This window comes from Sphingobium cloacae, assembly GCF_002355855.1.
GTDB classification, from domain to species: domain Bacteria; phylum Pseudomonadota; class Alphaproteobacteria; order Sphingomonadales; family Sphingomonadaceae; genus Sphingobium; species Sphingobium cloacae.
This window is the reverse complement of sequence record NZ_AP017658.1, coordinates 82,721-108,910: the sequence shown is the minus strand read 5'-3', so window position 1 is coordinate 108,910 and position 26,190 is coordinate 82,721. Positions and strand designations below refer to the sequence as shown.

At 65.5% G+C, this 26,190-nt stretch carries 28 protein-coding genes; 22 read left to right on the top strand and 6 right to left on the bottom strand.

Annotated features, from left to right (window positions below; genetic code table 11):
- Positions 1-195: 195 nt before the first annotated feature.
- Both SCLO_RS21905 and SCLO_RS21900 read right to left on the bottom strand, forming a co-directional pair.
- Complete coding sequence (locus tag SCLO_RS21905; protein WP_007688083.1) at positions 196-1,284, bottom strand: replication initiation protein; 1,089 nt, start codon at positions 1,282-1,284, stop codon at positions 196-198.
- A gap of 386 nt (positions 1,285-1,670) precedes the next feature.
- Positions 1,671-1,871 carry a hypothetical protein gene (locus SCLO_RS21900; RefSeq protein ID WP_013041755.1) on the bottom strand — a complete coding sequence of 67 codons (201 nt, stop codon included), beginning with the start codon at positions 1,869-1,871 and terminating at the stop codon, positions 1,671-1,673.
- 79 nt (positions 1,872-1,950) lie between these two features.
- On the opposite strand from SCLO_RS21900, the gene SCLO_RS21895 reads away from it, so the two are divergent.
- The 14 genes from SCLO_RS21895 (at position 1,951) to SCLO_RS21830 (ending at position 17,105) form a co-directional block, all read left to right on the top strand.
- Positions 1,951-2,277 carry a single-stranded DNA-binding protein gene (locus SCLO_RS21895; protein WP_007688082.1) on the top strand — a complete coding sequence of 109 codons (327 nt, stop codon included), beginning with the start codon at positions 1,951-1,953 and terminating at the stop codon, positions 2,275-2,277.
- 61 nt (positions 2,278-2,338) lie between these two features.
- Positions 2,339-3,205 carry a DUF7146 domain-containing protein gene (locus SCLO_RS21890; RefSeq protein WP_007688081.1) on the top strand — a complete coding sequence of 289 codons (867 nt, stop codon included), beginning with the start codon at positions 2,339-2,341 and terminating at the stop codon, positions 3,203-3,205.
- A 66-nt stretch (positions 3,206-3,271) separates the two neighbouring features.
- On the top strand, positions 3,272-7,471 hold the full coding sequence (locus SCLO_RS21885) for a strawberry notch-like NTP hydrolase domain-containing protein (protein WP_013041753.1): 4,200 nt from the start codon (positions 3,272-3,274) through the stop codon (positions 7,469-7,471).
- Between the two features lie 111 nt (positions 7,472-7,582).
- Entirely contained in the window at positions 7,583-9,595 is a 2,013-nt protein-coding gene (locus SCLO_RS21880; RefSeq protein ID WP_007688079.1) for a ParB/RepB/Spo0J family partition protein, read from the top strand.
- Between the two features lie 92 nt (positions 9,596-9,687).
- A complete protein-coding gene (locus tag SCLO_RS21875; RefSeq protein WP_007688077.1) occupies positions 9,688-10,611 on the top strand; it encodes an ArdC family protein in 924 nt (307 codons plus the stop codon).
- A 52-nt stretch (positions 10,612-10,663) separates the two neighbouring features.
- On the top strand, positions 10,664-11,002 hold the full coding sequence (locus SCLO_RS21870; RefSeq protein ID WP_013849891.1) for an ArsR/SmtB family transcription factor: 339 nt from the start codon (positions 10,664-10,666) through the stop codon (positions 11,000-11,002).
- Positions 11,003-11,014: 12 nt separating this feature from the next.
- A complete protein-coding gene (locus tag SCLO_RS21865; protein WP_007688074.1) occupies positions 11,015-11,551 on the top strand; it encodes an arsenate reductase ArsC in 537 nt (178 codons plus the stop codon).
- Positions 11,548-11,988: an arsenate reductase (glutaredoxin) gene (arsC, locus tag SCLO_RS21860; RefSeq protein WP_007688073.1), complete on the top strand. Its 441-nt coding sequence runs from the start codon at positions 11,548-11,550 to the stop codon at positions 11,986-11,988. The genes SCLO_RS21865 and arsC overlap by 4 nt, the downstream gene beginning before the upstream one ends.
- Positions 11,985-13,052 (top strand): ACR3 family arsenite efflux transporter, encoded by a 1,068-nt coding sequence (arsB, locus tag SCLO_RS21855; RefSeq protein ID WP_007688072.1) that lies wholly within the window; start codon positions 11,985-11,987, stop codon positions 13,050-13,052. The genes arsC and arsB overlap by 4 nt, the downstream gene beginning before the upstream one ends.
- Entirely contained in the window at positions 13,049-13,480 is a 432-nt protein-coding gene (gene arsN2, locus SCLO_RS21850) for an arsenic resistance N-acetyltransferase ArsN2 (protein ID WP_007688071.1), read from the top strand. The genes arsB and arsN2 overlap by 4 nt, the downstream gene beginning before the upstream one ends.
- Positions 13,480-14,220 (top strand): arsenical resistance protein ArsH, encoded by a 741-nt coding sequence (gene arsH / locus SCLO_RS21845; protein ID WP_007688070.1) that lies wholly within the window; start codon positions 13,480-13,482, stop codon positions 14,218-14,220. Before arsN2 ends, arsH begins: the two co-directional genes overlap by 1 nt.
- A 347-nt stretch (positions 14,221-14,567) precedes the next feature.
- Positions 14,568-15,509: a DUF2493 domain-containing protein gene (locus SCLO_RS21840; protein ID WP_007688069.1), complete on the top strand. Its 942-nt coding sequence runs from the start codon at positions 14,568-14,570 to the stop codon at positions 15,507-15,509.
- 112 nt (positions 15,510-15,621) lie between these two features.
- Positions 15,622-16,290, top strand: a complete 669-nt coding sequence (locus SCLO_RS21835; protein WP_007688068.1) for a hypothetical protein — start codon at positions 15,622-15,624, stop codon at positions 16,288-16,290.
- Positions 16,291-16,697: 407 nt separating this feature from the next.
- Positions 16,698-17,105: a single-stranded DNA-binding protein gene (locus SCLO_RS21830; protein WP_007688067.1), complete on the top strand. Its 408-nt coding sequence runs from the start codon at positions 16,698-16,700 to the stop codon at positions 17,103-17,105.
- 75 nt (positions 17,106-17,180) lie between these two features.
- Here the strand turns inward: SCLO_RS21830 and SCLO_RS21825 are convergent, their stop codons facing one another.
- Complete coding sequence (locus SCLO_RS21825) at positions 17,181-17,615, bottom strand: thermonuclease family protein (protein WP_007688066.1); 435 nt, start codon at positions 17,613-17,615, stop codon at positions 17,181-17,183.
- Between the two features lie 305 nt (positions 17,616-17,920).
- Here SCLO_RS21825 and SCLO_RS21820 point away from each other — a divergent pair, with 305 nt between their 5' ends.
- Both SCLO_RS21820 and SCLO_RS21815 read left to right on the top strand, forming a co-directional pair.
- Positions 17,921-18,085, top strand: coding sequence for a hypothetical protein (locus SCLO_RS21820; RefSeq protein WP_007688065.1), 165 nt, complete (start codon positions 17,921-17,923; stop codon positions 18,083-18,085).
- A gap of 107 nt (positions 18,086-18,192) precedes the next feature.
- Positions 18,193-18,714, top strand: coding sequence for a hypothetical protein (locus tag SCLO_RS21815; RefSeq protein ID WP_031295760.1), 522 nt, complete (start codon positions 18,193-18,195; stop codon positions 18,712-18,714).
- Positions 18,715-18,852: 138 nt separating this feature from the next.
- On the opposite strand, the gene SCLO_RS23620 is transcribed toward SCLO_RS21815, so the two are convergent.
- Positions 18,853-19,203, bottom strand: coding sequence for a hypothetical protein (locus SCLO_RS23620; protein ID WP_066564291.1), 351 nt, complete (start codon positions 19,201-19,203; stop codon positions 18,853-18,855).
- A gap of 259 nt (positions 19,204-19,462) precedes the next feature.
- Here SCLO_RS23620 and SCLO_RS21805 point away from each other — a divergent pair, with 259 nt between their 5' ends.
- The 4 genes from SCLO_RS21805 to SCLO_RS21795 all read left to right on the top strand — a co-directional run bounded on the left by SCLO_RS21805 (position 19,463) and on the right by SCLO_RS21795 (position 21,908).
- Positions 19,463-19,855: a DUF3768 domain-containing protein gene (locus SCLO_RS21805; RefSeq protein WP_007688057.1), complete on the top strand. Its 393-nt coding sequence runs from the start codon at positions 19,463-19,465 to the stop codon at positions 19,853-19,855.
- A 191-nt stretch (positions 19,856-20,046) separates the two neighbouring features.
- Positions 20,047-20,223, top strand: coding sequence for a hypothetical protein (locus SCLO_RS23530; protein ID WP_007688055.1), 177 nt, complete (start codon positions 20,047-20,049; stop codon positions 20,221-20,223).
- Between the two features lie 12 nt (positions 20,224-20,235).
- The gene (locus SCLO_RS21800) at positions 20,236-21,000 is read left to right on the top strand and encodes a ParA family protein (protein ID WP_007688046.1); all 765 of its coding nucleotides are present in this window, start codon (positions 20,236-20,238) and stop codon (positions 20,998-21,000) included.
- Complete coding sequence (locus SCLO_RS21795; protein ID WP_096362263.1) at positions 21,000-21,908, top strand: ParB/RepB/Spo0J family partition protein; 909 nt, start codon at positions 21,000-21,002, stop codon at positions 21,906-21,908. Before SCLO_RS21800 ends, SCLO_RS21795 begins: the two co-directional genes overlap by 1 nt.
- A 26-nt stretch (positions 21,909-21,934) precedes the next feature.
- Here SCLO_RS21795 and istB read toward each other — a convergent pair whose 3' ends face one another.
- Both istB and istA read right to left on the bottom strand, forming a co-directional pair.
- Positions 21,935-22,795, bottom strand: coding sequence for an IS21-like element helper ATPase IstB (gene istB / locus SCLO_RS21790; protein ID WP_066522470.1), 861 nt, complete (start codon positions 22,793-22,795; stop codon positions 21,935-21,937).
- Entirely contained in the window at positions 22,792-24,054 is a 1,263-nt protein-coding gene (istA, locus tag SCLO_RS21785; protein WP_096362064.1) for an IS21 family transposase, read from the bottom strand. Before istA ends, istB begins: the two co-directional genes overlap by 4 nt.
- A gap of 476 nt (positions 24,055-24,530) precedes the next feature.
- Here istA and SCLO_RS21780 point away from each other — a divergent pair, with 476 nt between their 5' ends.
- Both SCLO_RS21780 and SCLO_RS21775 read left to right on the top strand, forming a co-directional pair.
- Complete coding sequence (locus SCLO_RS21780; protein WP_031295761.1) at positions 24,531-25,067, top strand: plasmid mobilization protein; 537 nt, start codon at positions 24,531-24,533, stop codon at positions 25,065-25,067.
- Positions 25,060-26,181, top strand: coding sequence for a relaxase/mobilization nuclease domain-containing protein (locus tag SCLO_RS21775; protein WP_007688043.1), 1,122 nt, complete (start codon positions 25,060-25,062; stop codon positions 26,179-26,181). Before SCLO_RS21780 ends, SCLO_RS21775 begins: the two co-directional genes overlap by 8 nt.
- Positions 26,182-26,190: the final 9 nt, after the last annotated feature.

Sequence of the window (26,190 nt, the reverse complement as noted above, 5' to 3'; positions counted from 1 at the left end):
GAGAGGCCCCCTTGCGAAACTAGAGGGGGCATAGCTCAATTTGCACTTTTAGGTCAATCGAAGGCTGATTTTCGCAAGTCGGCCCAGCCCGAAGGGCGAAACTTGCCCAATCTGCGCCGCAGACCTTTTGCGCCCCCTCGCAACCTGACCCCTTGGGGGCAGTTCACCCCGAAATTGCACCGGTGCAATTTCGGCTCAGGGGCGCCCGCGTCGTGCCAGGAAACTCTCGCAGAAGCCGGTCCAGGATGCGATCAGCTTGGCGCCCTTGAGCTTCGCCAGCCTTTCGCCCATCTGCGCGCGATAGGCATCGGCAATGAGATCGATGTCCCAACCGCCGCCAGCCGAACGGCCGATGGCCGCGAGCGTGTCCGAGCCAAAGCGGATCGTGCCGTTCGGGAAGGTGACCTCCCCTGCCCCAGCCTTATCCTTTGACACCAAGGCCGCCACCGCCGCCTGTGTGACAGCCTCGACGGCAACGGTCTCCACCTCGTCCTCGCGCCGCGCCTTTCTGCCCGCAGAGTGCCGACCGATCTCATCCACGGTCGCGATTTGGGCCGGAGCATCCTTGGGCTCAAAGCGGAATTCGATTTCGGTGACAGTTCTGCCCTGGCGGATCTCCCGCCACTCCACGCGAAAATGGGCGAGCTGGTCGATTTCGGCCTTCGCCTTTTCGAGAACTTTGCGGCGCAGCTGCGCGAAATCCTTGTAGACGTCCGGCGCGATGCCGAGCAGCGCACGCAGCGCCGTCATGTCGCCCTTCCAGAGCGACTGGCGCCTATGCAGCCTCAGCGCCCCGATCTCGTACAGCTTGAGCGCATAGGTTGATCGGAAGCCGAGCACCGCCTGGCGGTTCAGGACCGCATAGGTCTCCGATTCCTGGATCAGCTTTCGGGCTTCGGGCGTGAACTCCCACTCGATCCACCCAGCGTCCGCGCCCTCTTCGTCTTCCGCTTCTTCGCGCGACGACGAGATAAGCGAAAAGCGCAGCGTCGCCTTCTTGCCGCGCCAGGACTTGTCGTCGACCGCGAAAAGCGTGCGGTGCAATTCCTCAAGCATATCCGAGATGCGCTCATTGCCCTTGTGGCCGCGGCGAATGTCCGCCTTTCGCATCTTGTGCGGGCGGTCCTCCCAGGCATCACCGCCCGCGGTCAAAATCATCAGCGCAAGCAAACGCGAAGCAGTCAGGCTAAGCGACTGGCCTTTGACGAACTTGACCTCGACGATGCTGCCGGGCTTGGCGAACTCGTCACCGCCCTTTGCCTGCAGGGCGGCAGCCACCCGCATCGCCCGTCCCGGAGAAGCGTCATCGCCGGTGGGGGAGGGCGTTACAGCGTGATCTAGGGCTTGCTCGTCATCCATGCCATGAAGTCTGCGCCGATTCGTCCAGCGTGGGAGAAAATCTGCCTGACCTGTCCTTACGCGTCAAGTCAGGGCAGGATAGACACCGGATTCGGCCCCCAAGAGGTCAGGATGGAACTTCGCTCCGAAGCAGCAAACCATGAGGAAGTGCGGCGAGTCGCGTTTCCAAGCGCCCGGACCCGCGCAAACGGCAGCGCGGACGCCGAAGAAAGTCCCTGACGAACGCTATGGCGAGCGAATCACTCCAGCAGGAAGCTGTCCCCCATACGGTCAGGAAGGCCCCAGCAGGTCAGGTTGCATCCCCCGATCGGTCAGGGAAGCGCCCCCGGAAGGGCAGGCAAAATCCCCCGTCCGGTCAGGATAAGCTTGCTCAAACCCGCAGAAATGCTGTGCTTTCGGCCTCCTGAATCTGAATCCTTTTGAATCGGAAAAGCTTCCGCTGCGAGCAGCGGCGTTTTGATTCTTTTTATTTTGAGAAAGAGATCGGCGTCGCGCCTGATGCAATCGTTCAATCCCCCCGCCTGGAGGGATACGCGAAGTTAGCCGCCTACGATAGGCTGCCGGCCAAATGACCTTGCGCATGGAGGGTGCATGATCAACTTCGCCAAGTTCGAGATCATCGGCCGGATCGGGGAAATCGACGCGCGGCCGAAAGTCACCCTGCTGTCGGTCTGCGCGAATTATCGCCGCAAGGGTGACGATAACGAATGGCAGGAAGACAGCCACTGGAACCGCGTGAGCGTCTTCAGCGAAGGCCAGCGAAAACATATCGCCGACCGGGCTCAAGTCGGGGATCTCGTGCGCATAGCCGGACGGCTCAAGGACAACTCCTATGAACGCGACGGCGCGACGCACTACACAACCGATCGCATCGTCGAGGAATTCGGGATCCTGGCACCCAAAGGCATGCCGGGGTGAAATATCGGGGAGGGGAGGGCGCAATCAGCAGCGGCGCTCCACCACTTCCGAGGATTAGTCGATGCCCATAGCTGCTCCCCATCGCGCCAAAGCCATTGTCGAAGCCCTGGGTGGGATCTGGCGCGGTACGCGCGGCGAATGCCGGTGCCCGGCACATAACGATCATGGTCCCAGCCTGTCGGTACGCCTGGGCGAGCGGGCGATCCTGTTCCACTGCTTTGCCGGCTGCGACACGCGCGATGTTCTGGCTGCTTTGCGCCGGCGCAAACTTCACGATGCGGAGCCGCTCACAATGCCGCGCCCGAAGGCGGCCGCGGACCATCGCGCTCTTGCACTTCGCCTATGGAAGGCGAGCCAGCCCATCGCCGGATCTCCAGCGGCCGATTATCTGGCGGCGCGCGGTCTGCCGCCTCCCTATCCGCGTTGCCTGCGCTACAACCCGCGCACCATCGTCGGGGCCGGTGAGCGCCGCCGGTTCTTTCCGGCGATGATCGCCGCGGTCGAGAATGATCTGGGGGTTGTCGCCGTCCAGCGGACCTGCCTCGATCTCGCCGACATCCTGCACAAACCCATGCCAAAGCCGAAGATTGCCCTTGGCCTTCTCGGCGACGCGGCCATTCGTCTGGCGCCGGCCGGCGAGGAGCTTGGCCTTGCCGAAGGCATCGAGGACGCCCTTTCAGCAATGGCCTGGTTCGGAACGCCCACCTGGGCGCTGGGCGGGGTCGAACGCCTTGGGCTTGTCGCCATCCCCGAACGGGTCAAGCGTATCATCGTCTATGGCGATCGCGGTGCCGCCGCTGCCGCCATGCTCAAAAAAGCCCGCCCCCATCTCACAGCCAATGGACGCGAACTGGTGCTCCGGCTGCCGGAACGGCACGCGGACTGGAATGATGCTTGGCGTGTCCGCCGGGCCGCCGAGGCGGCCTGAAAGGGGAGGGAGCCTTCCGGCTGATGACCTGGCGCTGATGCCAGGTGTCAGACCTGGAGATGCCCCATGGCCACACACCCCCTCGCGCTCACGCTGCCGCTCGATGATCCCGCCCGTACCGCTGCTCAAGGCATAGCCGACCGGCTGTCCGAAGGATGTCCGGTTGCACGTAACGACCTCCTTGCCGAAATGACCTCCGCTTTCGGTGGCTCGAGCGCCGATGGCCTGTGGTCATTGCGCGACGCCTACGATGTGCTCGAACTCGCGCAGGTCCTCCATCTGAAGAACGCGACGCTCCCGGCAGATGCGAATGCGCGGCTCGCCCAGCTGATCGCTATGACGGCGGCGCTTCCCACGCAAAGCGTGCGTAGCGAAACGCAGATCGCGTTCCAGCAATTCTCGACACCGGCGCCGATCGGCTTCCTTGCCGCCAAGGCAGCCGCGATCACGGCACACGATATCGTGCTCGAGCCCTCGGCCGGGACCGGCCTCCTGGCCGTACACGCCCATCTCGCCGGCGCGCGCCTCCTTCTCAATGATATCGATGCCTGGCGCACGCGTTTGCTGCGTCACGCCTTTCCCGAAGGCAGGCTGAGCACGCATGATGGCGAACTGATCGACGATATGCTCGATCCGCAACTGGTGCCGAGCGTCGTGCTCCTCAATCCGCCCTTCTCGCGAAGCCAGGGGCGCGCGCGCGATCGCCATGCCGCGCTTCGCCATTTGCGCTCCGCGCTGTTGCGGCTTGCTCCAGGCGGGCGCTGCGCCGTTATTCTCCCCGACCGCATCGAGACGGAGGACGCGGATTGGCTGCACGCCACTGCGGGCGCGCATGCCCGGCTGCATCTCGACCTGCCGCCCGATGCCTATGCCAAGCACGGCACCGGCCAGGCAGTCCAGCTCATACTCCTCGAAAAGGACGGGGCAGGGGGCTCGGTCCCGCGCCAGACCTGCACGACGCTCGGCGCTGCGCTTGCGGCCATCGATGCGATGGCGACCCCATGCGCGCCGCAGCCGCAGCCGATCTCCCGCCCCAGCGGATTGTTCCGGGGCCTCACGCGGCGGACCCGCCCCGTCTGCTCGCGTGCGGCGGTGACCCTGCCCACGACCCGCGCGGTCGCCTATCACCGTCTCGACGCGCCCGCACCCGCGGGCGAACCGCAAGGGATTTACCTGCCCTATCGGCCGAGCCGTCTGCTGATTGCCGATGCTCGTGAGCACCCAAGCGCGCTGGTCGAATCGCAGGCAATGGGATCGATTGCCGCACCCCCGGTCGCTTATGAACCCGTGCTGCCGGCCAGGATCCTGGACGACGGCCTGCTCTCGGACGCGCAGCTCGAAACGCTGATCTACGCTGGCGCGGCGTTCGAGCGCGATCTTCCCGGGCGGTTCATATCCAGCGAGGAGGGTCTTTCGCTGTCGCCGGCAGAGGCCGGTAACGCCTATCGGACCGGCTTTTTCCTTGGCGATGGCACGGGCGCCGGCAAGGGGCGGCAGGTGGCAGGCGTCATCCTCGACCAGTGGTTGCGTGGCAACCGCCGCCACCTCTGGATATCCAAGAGCGAGACGCTGGTCGAAGACGCTCGCCGGGACTGGTCGGCGCTTGGCGGCTTGCCGCTCGACATCCAGCATCTCAACCAGTGGAAGCTCGGCACCCCGATCGCGCTGGGCGATGGGATCCTCTTCCTGACCTATGCCACCCTGCGCTCCAACCGCGGCGACAGGGGCACGCGGCTGCGCCAGCTGATCGAATGGATGGGTGAGGATTTCAGCGGCGTCATCGTTTTCGACGAGGCGCATGAAATGGCCGGGGTGGCCGGCGGCGAGGGCCGGTTCGGCGCCACGAAAGGGTCCGAGCAGGGCATTGCCGGCGTCCGCCTGCAAAATCTCGCTCCGCGCGCCCGGATTCTCTACGCCTCGGCGACGGGCGCCTCGGATGTCAACAATCTTGCCTATGCGACACGCCTCGGATTGTGGGGACCGCAGACGGCCTTCGCCGACCGGCGGGCCTTCGTGGAATCCCTGCGCCGAGGCGGCATCGCGGCGATGGAGTTGATCGCCCGCGACCTCAAAGCGCAGGGCCTCTATGCCGCGCGGGCGCTCAGCTTCGCCGGCGTCGAATATGACATCCTCGAGCATCGGCTCAGCGAAGAACAGATCGCCGTCTACAATGCCTATGCCGATGCCTGGGCGATCATTCACAACAATCTGCAGGCCGCGCTCGCCGCCACGCGCGTCACCGACGGCTTCAGCGGTGCCACCTATAATAGCGGCGCGAAGGCCGCGGCATTGTCGATCTTCGAATCGACCAAGCAACGCTTCTTCGGCCAGATCCTGCTGTCGATGAAGCTGCCCTCGCTGATCCCGGCGATCGCCGCCGATCTCGCGCGCGGCGACTGCGCCGTCGTCCAGCTCGTGTCGACCTCGGAAGCGATGCTCGATCGTGCCCTTGCCGACCTGTCCCCCGAGGAGCGCGCCTGGCTCGATATCGAGCTGTCCCCGCGCGAATTCCTGGTCGATTATCTGACCGCGGCCTTTCCCGTGCGCCAGATGCGCACCTATACCGACGATAGCGGCACGGTGCGCTCGGAACCGATGATCGACGAGGCCGGGCAGCCCGTGCTGTGCCGGGAAGCGATGGCCATGCGCGACCAGCTCCTCGAGCAACTCTGTGCGCTGCCGGTCGTCGGCTCGGCGCTCGATCACATAATCGGGCATTTCGGGACGGAGGCTGTGGCCGAGGTGACGGGCCGCAGCCGGCGGATCGTCGTCGATGCCGACGGCCGTCAGCGGATCGAACGGCGCAGCGCGCGCACGAACCTCGCGGAGACCGACATCTTCATGCGCGGCGAAAAGCGCATCCTGATCTTCTCCGACGCCGGCGGCACGGGGCGGAGTTACCACGCCAGCCTCGACGCGCCCAATCAGAGCCGCCGCATTCACTATCTCCTCGAGCCCGGTTGGCGCGCGGACGCGGCGATCCAGGGGCTGGGCCGCACGCACCGCACCCACCAAGCCTGCCCGCCCTTGTTTCGGCCCGTTTCCACCGATTGCCGTGGCGAACGGCGGTTCATCTCGACCATCGCCCGGCGCCTCGACAGCCTGGGCGCGCTGACCCGTGGCCAACGCCAGACCGGCGGGCAGGGACTTTTCGACCCCCGCGACAATCTGGAGTCCGACTTCGCGCGGGAATCGCTCGACCAGTGGTTTCGCCTGCTGTTCCAGGCAAAACTCCAATCGGTCCACTTCGATCAGTTCCAGGCGCTCACCGGTTTGAACCTGGCCGGGGAGGGCGGGGGGCTCACCGAGACCTTGCCCACGATCCAGCGGTGGTTGAACCGCATCCTGGCGCTGCGCATCGACCTGCAGAACGCGATCTTCGACGAATATCTCGGCTTGATCGAAGCACGGGTGGAAAAGGCACGCGAGGCCGGCACCCTCGATCTTGGCGTCGAAACGATCGCGGCCGACCGTATTTCGATCCTCGACCGGACGGTGATCCGGCGCGATCCCGTGAGCGGCGCCGAAACCGAGATCCTGCGTATCGAAACCGAGGAGCGATATCGGCCGCTGACCCTGGAGCGAGCGCATTGGCTTCTGGCCGACCCGGAAGCGCGCGGGTTGATCAACCCGCGTTCCGGCAAGGCCGCCATTTGCCGGCCGACCTTCTCGCTGACGGACGAAGAGGGGCGGACCGTGCGCCGCTATGAGCTGGTGCGGCCGACGCGCACCGAACGGCACCGGCAGGACCTCTTCGCCGAAACCCATTGGACCGACGTGGACCGGGCGAGCTTCGACGAAGCCTGGCAGGCCGAATGCGACGCAATGGCGGCGCAGACGCGCACGCAGATCATCTATCTGGTCACTGGCCTGCTGCTTCCGGTGTGGGGCAAGCTGCCCGACGATCATGTCCAGGTCTGGCGGCTGACGAGCGATGACGGCCAGTCGCTTCTCGGGCGTCTTATTCCGGCGCCGCTGGTTGAGCGGATTGCCAGCGCATTCGGCATCGCGGCCCATGTCGAGATCGACCTCGGCGCGCGGGTCGAGCACGTCCGCACCTCGGGCGAGATCATGCCGATCGGAGCGCTGCGGCTGAAGCGCGCCTTGGTCGCCGGCGATCAACGCCTCGAATTGCTGGACTGGAAGCCCGAGGCGCTGCCGCATCTCAAGGCGGCGGGCTGCTTCACCGAGATCATCCAGCACCGCACGCGGCTGTTCGTTCCCCCGAGCCGCGCCCTCGAGATCCTCGCCAGGATCACGGACTGACCCGCGGCCGCGCCAAGCGACCGAAGAGAGGGGAGGGGGCCTTCGGCCGGGTGGGCCTGAGTGGCTCAAGCCGGCCGACGAGGTCGGCGCAACCCTCGAAGGAGACAACCGATGATCCAGTCCGTGAAGGTCAAGAACCTCTCGCTCTCGAAGGACAATGTCCGCAAATCCAATCGCGATGCCGACCTCGACAGCCTCGCCGACAATATCGCCGCGCATGGCCTGTTGCAGAATCTCGTGGTCACGCCGCTCAAGAAGGCAGGACATTTCACCGTCAAGGCGGGTGGCCGCCGCTTGCGGGCGCTCCAGCGGCTGATCGATTCAGGTCGGCTTGCCGGGGACCATGAGGTTCAGGTGCTGGTGCTCGAGGATGATGCTGGATCGGCCGAAGCGAGCCTTGCCGAGAATTTCCACCGCGTCGCGATGAACCCGGCGGATGAGTGCTCGGCTTTCAAGCACTTCCTCGACAAGGGCGCGAGTGCCGAGGATGTGGCGAAACGTTTCGGCGTCACGACCCGCTTCGTTGAGCAGCGGGTACGGCTTGCCGAACTGGCTCCTCTCGTATTCGCGGCGCTGGCGGCGGGCGAGATCACGCTGGGGGTCGCCCAGGCTTATGCCGTCACGCCCGACGTCGATCGCCAGGCGCGCGTGTTCGAGAGCATGAGCCGGTCCTATTATGGCGACAATCCCGACAATATCCGCCGTGCGCTCCTCAACGGAACGGTCAAGGCGACCGACGCCAAGGCACGGTTCGTCGGCCGCGAGGCCTATGTCGGCGCGGGCGGCCGGATCGAGCGCGACCTGTTCGGTGAAGATGTGGACGAGAGCTGGATCGACGTGGAGCTCATCGAGCAGCTGGCCGCCCAGAAGCTTGAAGCGGCCGCGGAAGCGCTCGCTGCCGAACAGAAGCTGGCGTTCGTGACGCCGGTTCTCGCGACGCATGTGCCCTATGATACGGAGTGCCAGCTCCACGAATATCATCCGCCGCTGCGCGAATTGAGCGGGGACGAGCAGGAGCGCGTCGATAGTCTCTCGGATGAGGGCGACGCGCTCATCCGCGAACTTGAGACCGAACTCGAGGACGGCACGCCCGAGGCCGAGGCGGCTTCGGCGCGTCTCGCCGACATCGAGCGGGAACTCGATACGATCGAGGCGTCGCGCACGATGGTCGATGATGCGATCAAGGACCAGCTGGGCACCTTCATCTATCTGGCGCCCGATGGCAGTCCGCGGGTGCACAGCCGCATGTTCAGCGAGCGCGCCATCCGGCAGGCGGGCGAGGATGCAGAACCCGAAGCACCGTCCGGCAAGGTCGCGGCCTCCCGGCTCAGCGCGACGCTGGTTGACGAACTCGCGACCCAGCGCCGGCAGATCCTGGCAGCCCATGTCGCCTCGGATGCCGGGTTCGCGCTCGATCTCACGATATTCCTGATGGCGCACCGGACGGTGTTCGCCAGCAGCTATGTCCGGGACCACGCGACGTTGCAGGCCGCCGCCGCGAGCTTCCCGATCGTCAGCTTCCGCGATGAAGGTAGCGCGGCGAGCAATGTCCTGACCGAACAGCGCCAGGCGCTCGATGTGAGCTGGGCAGGCGGGAACACGCTGTCGTCCCGCTTCGATGCCTTCCGGCAACTGGATGAACAGGCGCGCGCCGATTGGCTCGCCCATGTCATGGCGCAGACGCTGGAGCCGACACTCAACGTCGACGATGGCGGGCGCCGCAACGGCTTCCACGATCATCTCGGACGGCTGCTCGACATTGATGTCGCGCAATGGTGGCGGCCCGATGCCCAGAACTTTTTCGGGCGGGTGAAGAAGGACGTCATGCTCGAAGCGCTCGACGAGATCGGCGGGCCGGTGCTGCGCGGCCGATACAAGGACGCCAAGAAGGGTGACCTTGCCAATGCCTGCGCTGCGCTCTGTTCGGGGCAGGGCATCGTCGAGGCCGAAGTCCGGGAAAAGGCGCTCTCCTGGCTGCCCGACGAGATGCGGTTCGGCGCGATCGAAAAGCCCGAAAGCTTCCGGAGCTATTCCGCTTTCCTCAGCGATGAAGACGACAGCGACGGCGGGGCAGGGGAGATCGCCCCCGATGGCGATGCTGGCGACTTCGAACAGGCCGCCTGAGGCGAACGCCTAACGGCGGGCGGCGCTTTCGTGTCGCCCGCCGCCCTTCATCGGCGGCGCTGAGACAGCCGCTCTTTCGCGGAGTATCCACCATGACCCAATCATCGGGCCGGCCCTCGCCGGCCGAGACCATCACGCGCGCCATCATCGACCGGCTCGAGGCCGGTGTGCGTCCCTGGGTACGGCCCTGGCGATCATGCGCCGCGCAAGGGCGCCCGCTGCGCGCCAATGGCGAGCCCTATCGCGGCATGAACACCTTTTGGCTATGGCTGGCCGCCGAGCAGTGCGGCTATCGGTCCCGCTACTGGATGACCTATCGGCAAGCACAAAGCCTCGGCGGGCAGGTCCGTGCCGGTGAGCAGTCGCAATTTGCGATCTTCTACAAAGCCTATTCGAAGAAGGTCGATTCCTACGAACGTCCGGGTGAGCTCGTCGATGAGCAGCGCCGGGTCATGCGGTCCTATGCGGTCTTCAATGCCGATCAGATCGATACACTGCCGGGCGATTTCTATCCCGAAGCCCTCTCCCTCGTCCCGCCGGGCGACCGGCTCGGTCCGCGGGCGGAGCGCTTCGTCGATCGGCTGCCCGCGCGGCTGCGATGCGGCGGCGATCGTGCTTATTATGATCTGCGCGCGGACGTCATCACCATGCCGCCGGTCGAGCAATTCGACACGCGCGCCGCCTGGGCAGCCACCATTGCGCATGAGGCCGGCCACTGGACAGGCCATCCAGCCCGGCTTGCCCGATCGTTCGGGAAGCGCTTCGGCGATCAGGCATATGCGTTCGAGGAGTTGGTCGCCGAACTGACAGCAGCGCTGGTTGGCGCCGATGTGGGTCTCCCAACCACCCATCTCGACGACCACGCGGCTTATATCGGATCCTGGCTCGCCATTTTGCGCAAGGATAATCGCGCATTGCTGACGGCGGCTGCGCGAGCCGAGGAAGCCGCCGGGTTTCTGCTGCGGGCAACCGATCTCGCTTGCGAGGATGATCTGGACGAGCAGGCGGCTGCTTGATCTCGCCATGTCGCCGATTGCAATATATCCATATATCCGCTATCGTGGATATATGGATAACGAATCTGTCATCGTCGCGTTGGGCGCGCTTGCCCAAGCCACGCGCCTCGACGCCTTCCGCCTTCTGGTGCGTCACGAACCCGAAGGCCTTCCCGCCGGCGAGGTCGCCAAGGCGCTGGATGTCCCGCAGAACACGATGTCGGTGCATTTGGCGACCCTGGCGCGTGCCGGCCTGGTCACATCCGAGCGGCGCAGCCGGATCATCAACTACCGCGCCGATCTCGATGCGCTACGCTCCGTGATGCTGTTCCTCGTCAAGGACTGCTGTGGTGGCCGGGCCGAGCTCTGCCATCCACTTGCGGATGAACTGCTTGCCTGTCGTGCTGCCTGAAAGGACATCAACATGACGGATCGCCTGTTGAACGTACTGTTTCTTTGCACGGGCAATTCCGCCCGTTCCATCATGGCCGAGGCGATCCTCAGCCGTGAGGGGCTAGGCCGTTTCAAATCGTTCAGCGCCGGCAGCCAGCCCAAGGGCGAGGTCCATCCGTTCACCATTCATCTCTTGGAGAAGCTGAACTACGACGCAAGCCGGTTCCGCTCGAAGAGCTGGGAAGAGTTTTCCGGCCCCGATGCGCCGTCCTTGGATTTCGTGTTCACCGTTTGCGACAATGCCGCCAATGAGCTTTGCCCGGTTTGGCCGGGGCAGCCGCTGACCGCCAATTGGGGGGTGCCCGATCCGGCCGCTATCGAGGACAGCGAAACGGTGCAGCACGCGGCCTTCTTCGATACTTACAGGATGCTGTTCAATCGCATCTCGCTGTTCACCAACCTGCCGTTCGAAGGCCTCGACAAGATGAGTCTACAGAACCGGCTGAACCGGATCGGCAAGGAACAGGGCCGCGCCGACCTCCCAAGCGAAAAGGCACCCAGCGCATGAGCAATGCCGCAATCGATATCGTCATCTATCACAATCCCGAGTGTGGGACGTCGCGCAACACGCTGGCGATGATCCGCAACGCCGGGATCGAGCCGCATGTGATCGAATATCTCAAGACGCCGCCCAACCGCCCGCGCCTGGTTTCGCTCATCGCCCGCATGGGCATCAGCGCACGCCAGTTGCTCCGCGAGAAGGGCACGCCCTTCGCCGAGCTGGGTCTTGCCGATCCGACGCTCAGCGATGACCAGCTCATTGATGCGATGATCGAACATCCGATCCTCATCAACCGGCCAATCGTTGTGTCGCCGCTCGGCGTGAAACTCTGCCGTCCATCGGAAGAGGTGCTCGATCTTCTCCCGTCCGCCCAGCGCGGGGCTTTCACCAAGGAAGATGGCGAGCAGGTCATCGACGCCGCCGGCAAGAGGATCGGGGCGTGAACGCGACCGTTGCGGCACGACCCAAGCCGGCGATCAACAGCTTCGAACGCTATTTGAGCGTCTGGGTGGCGCTCTGCATCGCTGTCGGCATCGCGCTCGGCTATTCGCTGCCGAATCTGTTCGCAGCCATCGCATCGGCTGAGATCGCGCGCGTGAACCTGGTCGTGGCTGTGCTGATCTGGCTGATGATCGTCCCCATGCTGCTCAAGATCGACCTCGGCGCGTTGGGGTCGGTTCGCCAACACTGGAAGGGCGTCGGCGTCACCCTCTTCATCAACTGGGCGGTGAAGCCCTTTTCAATGGCGCTGCTCGGCACGCTGTTCCTGGGATGGCTCTTCCGGCCGCTGCTGCCGCAGGGCGAGATCAACGCCTATATCGCCGGGCTCATCCTGCTCGCCGCCGCCCCCTGCACGGCGATGGTGTTCGTCTGGTCGAACCTGTGCGACGGCGAGCCGACCTATACGCTGAGCCAGGTGGCGCTCAACGACGTGATCATGGTCTTCGCCTTCGCACCGCTGGTCGGACTGCTGCTCGGGGTCGCCTCGATCACAGTGCCCTGGGACACGCTGCTCATCTCGGTCCTGCTCTATATCGTCGTGCCCGTCATCGTCGCGCAGATCATTCGTCGGGCGTTGCTATCGTCAGGCGGGCAGCCGGCGCTCGATCGGCTGCTGGCAACGCTTGGGCCGGTGTCGCTGGTTGCGCTGCTGACGACGCTCGTCCTCCTGTTCGGCTTCCAGGGCCCGGCGATCCTGGCTCATCCGCTGGTCATCGCACTGATTGCCATTCCCATCCTCATCCAGGTCTACTTCAATGCGGGCCTGGCCTATTGGCTCAGCCGGCGCTTCGGCGTGGCCTGGTGCGTCGCCGCTCCGGCCGCGCTGATCGGCGCGTCCAATTTCTTCGAGCTCGCGGTTGCAGCCGCGATCAGCCTGTTCGGCCTCAATTCCGGGGCCGCGCTCGCGACCGTGGTGGGCGTGCTGGTCGAGGTGCCGGTAATGCTGTCTGTCGTCAGCATCGTCAAGAAGACGCGGCCCTGGTACGAGCAACGCGTTCCTGCATGATCGCTACACTGCTGGATTCCAGGTCGCTTTCCGACCTGATGGCGGAGCTGAGCGCGGCGGGTCTGCCTGCCAGTGATCTCGCCGAGGCGGGACGCCGCTTCTTTCGGTTCGAGGATGATGTTGGCCTTGTCGGCTATGGCGGGATCGAAGGCGACGGCTCCGACCGCCTGCTGCGCTCGCTGGTCGTGAAGGCCGATCGGCGCGGATGCGGATTGGGCGGTGCCATTCTCACGGCAGTCGAACGCGCTGCAGCTGATGAGGGCGCGACTAGCCTGTACCTGCTCACCACGACCGCCGAGCCTTTCTTTCGCCGTCACGGCTATGAAACAGCCGAACGGACCGACGTTCCTGCCGTCATCGCGCAATCGGCCGAGTTCCGATCGCTATGCCCGGCGAGCGCCGCCCTTTTGTACAAATGGATTGCCTGATGTCGCGTCTTCGTATCCTTCCCGAACCCGATCACATGCCCGCGCTGGACCGTGCAATGATCCGGCCCGATCTCGCCGCCGGGCTCGGCGCGCTTGAGCCGAAACCTCGCATCCTCCTCCTCTACGGCTCGCTGCGCGAGCGGTCGTTCAGTCGCTTCGCGGTCGAGGAAGCGGCCCGGCTGCTCATCCTCTTCGGCGCCGAAGTGCGGATCTTCGATCCGGCCGATCTCCCGCTCCCCGACCAGATCAAGGACGATGATCACCCGGCGGTGCATGAGCTTCGCGAGCATGCGCTTTGGTCCGAGGGCATGGTCTGGTGCAGTCCCGAACGGCACGGCCAGATCACCGGCATCATGAAAGCGCAGATCGACCATTTGCCGCTCGAATTCGGCGGCATGCGTCCGACCCAGGGCCGGACCCTGGCCGTCATGCAGGTTTCGGGCGGATCGCAGTCGTTCAACGCGGTCAACACGTTGCGGCTGCTCGGGCGGTGGATGCGCATGTTCACCATCCCCAACCAGTCGAGCATTGCTATGGCGTTCAAGGAGTTCGACGAGGACGGCCGTCTCAGTGCCTCAAGCTATTATGACCGGATCGTCGACGTCATGGAGGAGCTGGTGCGCTTCACGGTGCTGACACGTCGCCATGCCGATCAACTCGTGGACCGCTATTCGGAACGCAAGGCGGCAGCCGCCAAGCGCGACGCGGCCCAAGATCTGGCCTCACGGTCGAAGGCCTGACGGCCGGGCTCTTCCGATGCGACGCGCTTTCATGCCGTCCTGTGCGTATCGGGAGATCGGGTTGCGGGTGCCCTTCTTAAGGTCCTCTGCGTCATGAATGCCTGACGCGACAGCGCCTTCGCGCCTTTCGCCAGAGGATGCGGCACATGGGCCATCGCGCTGGCGGCGGCAACCCGAACGCTCCGGCCGTGTTGGCGCGCCGAGGCGCGCCTGCCCGCACCACCCGGACCTTATCGGGTTCCCCTTGGGCGTTGCCCGGCGGTGCCGCCGCCGCTTTTTCGATGGCCCGGAGGGTGCGCATCCGGCGGGAAGGCCGCCGGCCCTGCGACACGGAAAGGCAATCCCTCATGACCAGCTCCCTTTCAGCAGTGCTCCAAGCACTCGAACTCGGCCATCTCGACCTGATGGGCGACCAACGCTCGATGGAAGCGCCGCCGCCGGCCGAAGCGCTCGAACAGACCGTCAGCGCCATCTGGAGCGATCTCTTCGCGCTCTTCCCCTTCACCGCGCTCGAACGCGACATCGAGGATCTGGGCTGGGGCTTCGTCAATCTCTTCCACCGCGCGGCCGCCAAGAAGCATCAGCTGATCGACCGCCTGACCGACGAGATCCGGCTCCTGCTCGCCGAGCAGGACGGATCGGAGATCGCGACCGCTGATCTCGAGGACAAGATCGATCTCGCCCGCAAGGTCGAGCAGTCCGCCCAGGCCTATGAGGGGATGCGCGACACCGCGGCGCGCCACTATCTGCATGAGACCGGCCGCTCCTGGGTGCCCGCGACCGGCAACCGCATCTCGCTCGGCACGACCGCTGCGATCGTCGATGGCCGGGCCTATTTGCAGGCGCGGCGCGAGCGGGTGCGCGATGCCAATATGGTCCATGGCACGCCCGTGGTCTTCGCCGGCGGGCGCCTTCGCTTCGCCAGCGACGACGAGGCCAAGCAGTTTGCCGACAATCTGCTGCGGACCCTCAAGGCCGTGCGCGAACGTGTGGGCGACATGTATCTCGTCCATGGCGGCGACATGAAGGGCATCGAGCGTCTTGCAGCATCCTGGGCCGAGCAGAACGGCATCCAGCAGCTGCGGTTCGGCCTTGATCGCAAGCTTGGCGATCGTGCCGGCTTCCGGCGCAACGAGCAGATGCTCTCGGTCAAGCCGCGCTACGTCATTGCCTTCCAGGGCAACGGCGTCACCGAAAGGCTGGTGGTCGAGGCCAAGGCGCGCGGCATCCATGTCGTCGATCGCCGCGGACCGCTCGGAACGCCGCCGGCGGCTTTATCTCGCGGCTGACCGCCGTGCCGGCCGCTTCGGCGGCCGGCTTTTCTCAATCTCGCGGATTCCGGTGCCGGAGGGGAGGGGGCGGGGCGGATGCGTCCCTTGTTCCCTTCGGAGGTTCCGCATCATGTTCATGCCCGATCGCGCCAGTGCGTGCGCGCTCCTTGCCTTCCGCGCCGCGCATGGCCGCCACTGGAAGGCGAAGCTGCTGTCCTTATGGTCGACAGGCCGCGATGTGGACGAAGCCGATGGCGCTTACTTACGGCATCTTCGCAACCAGGCCGGTCCCTCCTGGCTCCGCCAGCTGACGCCGCGCCGCTGGCGCGCGATCGAAAGATTGGCGGCGCCCGGCGATCCGGTGCTTGCAGCCGTGTTTCTCGATCGAGCGCGCGAATTTCATCGCGGCGCGCAGATTGGCGCGCCTATTGCGCTTGCGCCGGCACTGCACTTGCTCGCGATCTCCTGCGAACTGGGTTTGAAGGCGCATCTTTTGGGTCATGGCTGGACGGACGATGCGCTGGCCCGCGATATCCGTCATGACCTTGTCCGCGCCCTCGACGAGGCGCGGCAGCTAGGCCTGCCGGCGCCCGGTCGTCCGCTGGCCGATTTCATCAAGAGCCTCGGCCCGGCCTATGCCGTGCATCGGATCGACGCGCTGGTGGCAGGTGGCTATGCCTGCGACATCGGCGCCGTGCTTTGCGAGACCGGGCAGCTCCTCGATGCCGTGGCGGCCTGCCTGAGGCCAGCCACGCCAGGCGCCGCCACCTTGCGTACCTCCTCTTCCCCCTCCGCGTGATCGTGCAACGGACGTCGTGTCGAGCCCGCGAGTGGCCATGCGAAGGATCTACAATCCCGTCCTGCGGCTCAAGGGACGGGCAGATAAGGCACGGGCGTAAGGTCCGCGAGATGCCGGACCGGCGTGCTCGGCAAAGCCGGCAATATCGGCGGTTTCGCTGGGTGGGCTCCGGTCATGGCCCAAGCGACGCACCGTCCTTCTCCTCATCTGACCCCTAAGCCGGCCGTCCGGCCCATCCAACCCGCAAGCCATCGGGCCGAGTTGCCGTGTGCCACGGCTGCCCGCACCACCCCTTGTCTCGGGGTTCCCCGGCGCTGCGCTGCCGGTGGATGGGCCGTCCTGTCCGCCTTGGCCGGGGATCAGTCGAAGGGACGGTCCCTTGGACCCACATCGAAGGAACTCAGGCCATGCAGAACCTCGTCATCCTCGCCGGCAATGTCGGTGGCACGCCGGAAACCCGCACCACCCAGGGCGGCACCCGCATTACCCATTTCAGCCTCGCCACCTCGCGCCCGAAGCGCGACAGCAACGGCAAGATCCTGCGCGACGACAACAATCGCCGCCTCGAGGACACCGAATGGCACCGGATCACCTGCTTCAACGGCGTCGGCAAGACGGTCGAGCAATATGTCGACAAGGGTATGAAGGTCATGGTCCGGGGCCGTATCCACTACACCCGCTGGACCGACAGCGAGAATATCGAACGCTACGGCGTCGAGATCATCGCCGACGAGGTGACCTTCCTCACCCGCGCCAAGTCCAACGAGAATAGCGGCGGCGGCAACGAGCCCGAAGACGATGAAATCCCCTTCTGAGCTCGGACAGGGCGGCCCGGCGGCATCGCCGCCGGGCCTCTTATCCTGTTCAGGCGCGGCATGGTCCCAAGCGGATCAGCGGGATCGGCATCGCCCCTTGGCATAGCGCTCCCAGCGCAGCACGGTGCCGGTCGCAATCATCGCGCAGCTGAGATCGCCGATGCCGGGCGCGTTGCACCAGGCGCCGGTCCGGTTGCCCTTGGCTTCGCCGGTCGAGACGCAGCGCATGGTGGGGCCAGCCACGCGAATATGCCCGGTGGATGTCTGGCCGCGCGGTCCGCCAAGCAGGCGCACCAACGCATCGCGGGCGGCCGGGCCACTTGCTCTCGGACAGGGCTGGCCGGGGCGGCAGCTGTTGTCGATCTCGCGCGCGGCAATGCCGGCGAGCCGCACATGGGCGCCCTCGCGGCACCAGATCGGGCCATCGCCATCCCAGACGCGCGTCGGTGTGCAGGCGAAGGTCTGATCATTGGGGACCACGGCGGCGGCAAGCAGGAGCGGGAACAGCATCCGGCGGGGCTAACCGACAAGCGGCGGCCTGTCATCCGGACCCGTTGGATGGAGCGGCAGGCAGGGCAAGGGGTGGGGCGCGACATCGGCGGGGACCTGGCCTCCTGGCCGGCGGGTTCGCCCGCTCTCAATCGGCGCGATCCTTGGTCCACCCGGTGACCTTTTGCGATCAACCCGCAAGGGGTCCGGTCGCTTCGCTACGGCTTTTTGGGCCTCCAGCCAAAAAAGTGATCGCGGCCACCGGCCGGACACATCGGGCGCCTGTCGAGCGGGACGAACCCGCCGGCGCGCAAAGGAGCCTCGACATGTTCACCGACATCGCAATCGCTCGCCGCCACGCCTTCAGCCTCTCGCGCAGCCTCATGATGGTCACCTTCGTCATCGCGATCGGGCAGCATTACGGGGTTATCACCGCCGAAGACGCCGACGGCAGCGTCGCCATCGTCACCGAATTCGATCCCTTTGCCTGACGGCTCGACCGGGAGCCGCTCGGCTCCCGGTTATTCCCCGCGCTTCGCTCGCGGCTTGCGCCGAAGACGAGAACCGATTGTTCAGATGCCGCGACTATGCTGCGATAATGACGATTGAGGCTGCGATAGCGAATGCCGGCGATGATGCCCTGTGGGCGCGCGTCACCCAGGAGGTGAACGCCTGGCGCGGTGCCTGTCTGCAATGCTTCGCCGCGGTGGAGGTGGCCGTTACCGAGACTTTGCTGCATCTGAGCGCTCAGCCGGGACGAGGACAGTCGGTGAAGCTACGGCATTTGGTCGGGCAACGGCTCGATGACCTTGCTGCACTCGTCAATGAGGGCGGCCCCTTTTCCGTGGAGGGAAAGGGTGTCGCGAGCCTGCTGGCGGAATTTCGGCACCAGGAAGGGCTGCGCACGATGCTCGCCCATGGCCAGGCGAAGCTGACAGTCGAACGGACCAGTCGATGGGCCGCCATCTTTCGTGTGATCGCGATCCGGGCACGGCAGGCTGATCGTTCGACGCTCGTGATCGAAGAGAACGAGGCGGCGGAGAGGCTTCAGCAGCTCCGTAAGGTATCGCAGAAATTGTGTTCTGCACTTGGCAATCTGCGACGGGCGGTTGCCGTCTGAAAGTCGGATTTCTCTGCATCTATGCGCTGAGAATGGCGGCTCCGGCGCGGCCGGACCGGGCTCTAGGCTTCGCCCTGAGCCTTGTGCCAAGTCTCAGCCCATTCGGGTGACGATCCCTGCCGTGACTGCTCGCACTTCTCAACCCTGCGCGCAAACTATGGCCCGGCCGGTCGCGCCGCGCGCTGGAGGGCAGTTGGCCAGGCCCGCACGCAGGTGCTCATCGTGCAGCAATATGTGCCAGGGACGGTCATGGCCCCGCGCCGCGAGATAATAGGCCGCGCCGTCGCAGCCGACCATGCGGCATCGGGCCTGCCGGTCGATGAGGCTGGCGCCTGCTCCATGGAGCCCGATCAGGGCATCGACATCCTCGCGCATCAACGCACCGCAGCGGCGGCATTGCGATCGGACGAGGATCTGGCGCAGCCGCATCGCCTGGAGTGACGCGGTCCAGGCCGGGGCAAGGCGGAAGAGAGTGGCGCTGCTCGTCATGATGGGCGGAGGATAGCGCCGGGCTCTCCGCGGAGCCAGAGAATCAGGACACCGCGATCATCTCTTCGCGATCCCGCCCGCCAAGACCTTCCTCCTGTCGGCTTGCCTGGCCGGCGCGCGCGCCCGCGCAAGCCCGCTTTGCGGGCTTCTCCACTGCCGTTGCGACCCTGCCGGTGCGCGGCCGCGCTCTGCCGCCGGCCCTTGGCACGCCTGTCGGAAGGCCCCGGCGGGCGGGGCCGGACAGATCAGGAGCGTTCTCATGTCCCAATCCTCCCCGAATGCGATGAGCCAGGCCGAGCGGATCGCCCGCGTCGCCGAACTCAATGACGCGCTTCGCCGGTCCATCCATAGCCCGGGCCGCAACCAGATCGTGATGACTGCGGGCGTTGCGGCGCTGATCGGCGACGTCGCCCTGTTCCGCGGCTTTCGCCGCCGCGCGGAGATCCTCCGGATCGTGCGCGACTATGACAGCTTCACGCCCGACAACGATCCGATCGACGAGCATGATTTCGGCCGCTTCGAGTTCGAGGATGCGATCCTCTACTGGAAGATCGACTATTACGATCTCGAGCTCGCCTATGGCTCGCCGGATGCCGCGAACCCCGAGGTCACGACGCGCGTGCTCACTATCCTGCTGGCCGACGAATATTGATCCGGCGCAGCCATCCCCCCGACCGGGGGGATGGCCCGCATAGTCTGCTTGAGCAGACTATGCGGGCAACGGACGCCGCATCCGCAAATGCGGGAGGGGAGGGCGCGGGTCCGAGATGTCGCGCGATTGCGCGTGGCCGGCGCCAGTGGCGCCGTTCGCTTGCCCGTTCACTGGCTCCAAGGAGACTTATCATGGCCGCATATTTCGCCGCGCATCCCGATCACGCGTTTCTCTTCGCGTTCGGCTGCTTCGCCCTCACCGTCTATCTGTTCCGCTATGCCGGTCCCGGCATTGGGGGTGGCGGCGACTGGTCCTCGCGCGATCATTATGAGCGCAACCTGCGCGATGGTCCTGACGACTATTGCTGAGGTGCCGCGGTCATGAAGACGATCGTCGTCAGCCTGCTCAAGGGCGGGGTCGGCAAGACCTTCCTCGCCAGTCATCTCGCCTGGTATCTTGCTGAACCGCCTGAGCGCCGCGTCGCCTTCGTCGATCTCGACCCGCAGGGCAGCTCGACGCGGCGCCTGGGCGCCGAGCGGCAAGGCGGATTTTCCGCCGACCTGTTCGATCCTGCCGCTGCCCTGTGCGCCGACGGGCAGGCCGGGCTAACCGTGCTCGGTGCCGATCCCCGTCTCCAGATGGTCAAGGCGGCGCAGGATGTGCGCGACTTCATCGGCCGCTTCCCGGCGCTCCGCCCGCATTTCGACTATTGCGTTATCGATACCGGTCCCAAGTGGGACGAGCTCACCTTGAGCGCGATGGCGGTCGCCGATGCCGTGATCGCGCCGGTGCAGGTTGCCGAGGATTCGGTCGAATGCGCCAAGATGCTGCTGACCGCGCTGCGCAAGGCCGAGGCCGCGCGCGCCGGCCGCAAGATCGCTTTCCTCGGGCTCCTCCCCTCGATGGTCAATCCGTTCGACCGGCGCGAGATGGAGAATGCGGTGAAGCTGGCGCATGCGGTCGGCGAGAAGCTCATGTTCCCGGCCTTCATCAAGGCGCGGCCGACCTACAAGCATGCCGCGGAAAATCATCGTCCGGTATGGCAGGAGACCGGCAGCGGCGCCAAGGCGGCGGCCGAGGAGATCCGCGCGGTGCTCGCCGAGATCGAGGGGCGCATGACAAGCCAGGAGGTCGCGGCCGCCTGATGGGCAAGTTCGACGAGCGCATCGAGGAGTTCGGACTTCTTGTCGGCGACCATGAACGGGCGCGCCGGGTCGAGGATATCGAACTTGCGCGCATCCTGCCCGACCCCGGCAATCCCCGGCGCAGCTTCGACGATGACGCGCTCGCCGAGCTGGCCGCCTCGATCGCGTCGCGCGGCGTGCTGCAGCCGATCACGGTTACGCCGCCCGACGCGAACGGCATGCACCGGATACGTCTGGGCGAGCGCCGCTTCCGCGCATCGCAGCTGGCGGGCCTTGCCACGATCCCCGCGATCGTCGTGCCGGTCGGCGAGGGAGTGCAACTGCTGGCCGACCAGATCGTCGAGAACGACCAGCGCGCCAATCTGTCGTCGGTCGAGCTCGCCCATGCGATCGCCCGGATGCTGAAGGGCGGGATGAACCAGGTCGAGATCGCGGCGGCACTCGGCCGATCCAAGCAGTTCGTCTCGCTCTATGCCGCCTATGGCGACATGCCGGCCTATCTCAAGGCGGCCCTGCCGTTTGCGCCTATTCGCCTTCTCTATGATCTGCACCGGACGGCGAGGGACTACCCTGCCGAGGTCGAGGCCTATGTCGCCAGCTGGGGCGACGCCGGCGCAACGCTCGCCGCAGGATCGCGCTTCATCGCCGAACTCAAGCAGACGCACCCGGCGCCGGTCCCTCCGCGGGCGCCTGTGGCACAGCCATTGGCCCCCACCGACCGCGATCCGGTTCGATCGGGCCTCACGGACAAACCCTCCGCGCCGATCCGATCTCCTAGACTACCGGTCTTGGTCGACGGCTTCCCTGCGTGGCTCCCGCTGGCGCCTTTGGTCACGGTGATTTTCGAGGATGGCCGCTGTCAACGGGCACCGAAGATTCCGCAAAAGTGGGCATCTAAAATTCCCTAGTTTGGCGGGAGGGTTTGTGTCGGTGATCAGCCGTGATGGAGATCGGGCTTTTCCTTTGCTGGCGGGCGGCCGCGCCGTTTCGGCAAGGGCGGCGGGTTGATGGACGGTGCCATGCGCGCATGCTCGGGCAGGAGGTCGGCGTGCTGTCGCATGCGATAGCTGGAGCCCTCGATCTGGATGACCACAGCGTGGTGAAGAAGGCGGTCGAGCAGCGCGGTGGCCACCACCGGATCGCCAAAGACATCACCCCATTCGGCGAAGCCGCGGTTGGATGTCAGGATCATGGCACCCTTTTCGTATCGGGCGTTGACGAGCTGGAAGAAGAGATTGCCGCCGCCGGGCGTGACGGGAAGATACCCGATCTCGTCGACGACGAGCAGGGAGGATCGGCATAGGAAGCGGATCTTCTCGCGCAACGTGCCCTCGCGTTCAGCCTTGGTCAGTGAAGCGATCAGATCGGCGAGCGGGATGAAGTAGACGCTCTTGCCCGCCTTCACGGCCTCGACGGCAAGGGCCGTGGCGATATGGCTTTTCCCGGTACCGGGCGGGCCCAGCAGATGCACCACCTCGGCCCGGTTGATGAAGTCCAGGCCAGCGAGCGCCAGGATGCGGTTCCTGTCGAGCGATGGCTGGAAGGAGAAGTCATATCCGTCCAGCGTCTTGATGATCGGCAGCCTTGCCATGCGCAGGGCTGCCTTGATCCTGCGGTTCTCCCGGAGCGACAGTTCTTCGTTCAGCAATATGTCGATGGCCTCGATGCCATCGATTTTGCCCTGCTCTATGCCGCGCAGGGTGGCGTCGAGCATCTCCAGGGCGCGTGGCATTTTGAGATGGACGAGGCTGCGGCGGATATTATCGACGCGGGATGCGGCACCCCCATGGTTCATGGCCGGTCTCCCCGCGCCAGTTGGCTGCCGATCGCCTGATAGATGGCCAGGGAGCGCACGGCGACATGCTCGCCTACACGACCGATGGCGATTACCTCTTTGCCATGGATACGGCGCTTGGCGCCGCTGCTGCCTGTCCGATGCGCAGGATCGATCCTGTACTGCCGACGCCCCTCAAGAACCGGGTGCTCGGCAATGACCTGGCCCAGGTCTACGATCCGGATCTTGTCGGGTAACTGCTGGATTTCGACGACGCGCCGGGTGCGATCGGGAACGCTGTAGTAATTGCCGCCGACCGAGACCATCCCATCGTGGCTGACGCGGCGCTCCAGCTTCAGAACAGCGTCAAAGCGGCCCGCCGGGAGCAGCTGCAACTCAGGCTGCTCGGCGGCGAAGGCTTCAGCAATAATCCGCTGCGTCGTGCCGTGGACACGGACGTTGGCGACGGTATCGAGCCAGTCGATCAGCTGGACATTGAGATCGTCCAGATTGCGGAAGCTCCGGCCCAGGAAGAAGTCCTTGCGGATATAGCTGAATGGCCGCTCGACCTTTCCCTTGGTCTTGGCCCGATAGGGACGGCAGGCGCGCGGCACGAAGCGATAATGCCCGGCCAGAGCCAGCAATGATCGATTGTAGATGATGTGGCCCTGATCATCTTCCCCGGTCACAGCGGTTTTCATGCGATCGTAGAGGATCTCGATCGGGACGCCGCCGAGCGCTTCAAAGGCCTGCATATGACAGCGCAACAGGCTTTGGAGATCCTGATGCATGACGTAGCGCGCAAACAGGAAGCGCGAATGTCCCAGCACCAGGCTGAACAGCCAGACGATCCGGCTGACGCCGGGCTCATCGGTAAATTCGACGACGAACCGGGCAAAGTCGACCTGTGCCTGCACGCCAGGCGGCGTCTCGAACCGAACCTCAAAGGGCTTGGGGCCGTTTTCCGGCCGGATCGCTGCCAGGAACCGCTTTACCGCGGTATAGGCGCCCATATATCCCAGCTCACGGATTTCCCGCGTCAGGCGCGCCGCAGTCAGATCGGGAAAGGCCGTCACTCGCTCACGCAAAAATTCCAGATAGGGTGCCAGTTTGTTCGGTCGACCCAGCATGCGAGGGCCGTAAACCGGGGCCTCGATGCCCCGTTCGATATATTTTCGGATGGTCTTGGGATCGCGACCAGTGCGTCGGGCAATGGCGGATATCGATACGCCCTGCCGATGTAGTTCGAGGATCATCATCAATTCTCCAAGTCGGATCATCGGCCCCGTCTCCGCGTCTGCAAAGGAGATGAGGACAATGTCGGCTCATCTCATTCTGCCGGGGCTAGCCCCGGCAGAATGAGATGAAGGGGCCACCAACTAGGGAATTTTCAAAGCCCACTTTTGCGGAGAATTGCACGACCGATGACAGGCCGCGAGCGTGAAGTCGCTGCCTCGTCGATCGGTCCGACCGGCGAGAGAAGCGAGGCCTTGCCAACAACTGACCCGCCTCCTCCGCGTTCGTAGTTTATCTTGCACGATGGTTTGGGCCGTACCCTTCGGGGTGCGGCCCTTTTCGTGTCGATGGGCGGGGGCAGCGCCGAAGGCGCCGCCCCTTGCTGCGGACGATCGGTGTTCGAGAGGGGTTCGCTGGCCGAAGAACAATAGTCTGCCCAAGCAGACTATAAGATGAGTTGAGTAAAGGTAAGGGCCGGATAGGCTTGGCGCCGGGGATGTATGACAATAGCGTTGGGGACATGCCCGTCCTCACCTTTCGGCTCGACGATGATGTCGCCCAGCGTTTCGCCGCGCTCGCGGCGGTATCGGGCGGCCGCTCGGCGCTGCTGCGCCGCTTGATCGGTGACGCCTTGGCCATGGAGGCGGGGGAGGGGCATCAGGCGCCGCGCGCCCGCCAGCGCGCAACCTGCCGGGTCGAGGTTCGGCTGATCCCGGAAGAGATCGCCGCGCTCGACCGCGCGGCGGATGTGCTGGGGATGAAGCGTACCGACTGGATCACCACGTTGCTGGCGCGGCGCTTGCGCGCAAACGCGCCCTTGCCGCGCGAGGAGCGGGCGGCCGTCGCGCAGGCGTGGCGCGAGCTCAATCGGATCGGGATCAACCTCAACCAGGCGACCCGCGCGCTCAACGCCTCGGTGATGGTCGAATCCGGCCTCGACGTCGCGCGGGAAGCGGCCAGGGTCGCAAGCTTTAGGTCCGAGATCGTCGATGCGCTCGCCGGTCTCGGGGCCGCGCTCAAGGGCGATCTTCGCTACTGGGACATGGCCGATGCGTGAGGAGGAGGGGGTTCTCCCGCTTCCCAGCCTGATGGAGGCCTGGCGGCCGCCGGCAGGCGGCAAGCGGACCCTGCGCGGCGCCTATGTTCGGATCAAACCGGGCGGAAGCGGGGGCGGGGCCGCCCGGCCGATGTCGATGGGCCAGGCCGAGGCGCGCGCCAAGCTCGAGCGGATCGTGCGCAAGGCGCCCGAGGTGATGGTGAAGGTCTCCGGCAAGCAATATGGCGCTCATCATGTCGCCGAGCATTTCGGCTATGTGGCGCGCCACGGGAAGCTCGCCGTCCGATCGAGCGAGGGCGAGATTATCACCGAGCCGGATCGGCTCAAGGCGATCGCTCAGGACTGGGCGATGCTCGACGAGGCCATGAACGAACATGGCCGGGAACGGCCGACGTCGATGTCGCTGGTGCTGTCGATGCCCGGGGGATCGACCGACGCCGAGACGCTCCATGATGCGGCGCAGGCATTCGCGCGAATCCTGTTCGAGGGGAACCATGCCTATATGCTGGCGCTCCATACCGACACCGATCATCCCCACGTCCATCTGACGGTGGCGACCGAAGGGGCGGACGGAACCCGCTTCAATCCGCGCAAGGCGGATCTCCATCATATGCGTGAGACCTTCGCGCATGAGCTGCGCGCGCGCGGTGTCGCGGCGGAAGCGACACCCCGGCGGGCGCGCGGTCATGTCCAGAAGCGCGTGCGGTCAGCCGCGCTCCATCTCGATGCCCGGCTTGGGGCCGAGGGGCGCAGGCTCAATCTCGCGCAGCTCAACGAACTGCGGGCGCAAAGCTTCGTGCGTGCGGCCGACCAGGAGCGCCGGCCGGAAGATGTCATGGCGCTGGCGCGCCAGAAGCAGATCCGCGGCGCCTATGCCGAGGCCGCCGTCGCGCTCGCCGCCACCGGAAAACCGGAAGATCGGGCCTTGGGGCAGGAAATCGCCGGCTTTCTGGCGGCGATGCCGCCGGCGGTGTCGCGGCGGCTCGCGCGCGCACGGGAGATACTGCAATCCGAACGGCCGCCGCAGGAGCGCCGAAACGAGCCGGAGGGCGTTTCGCCGCCCACAGGTGCGGACGAGGGGCGGCCACCGCCTCACCGGGATCGGGAACGATGATGGCCGGCG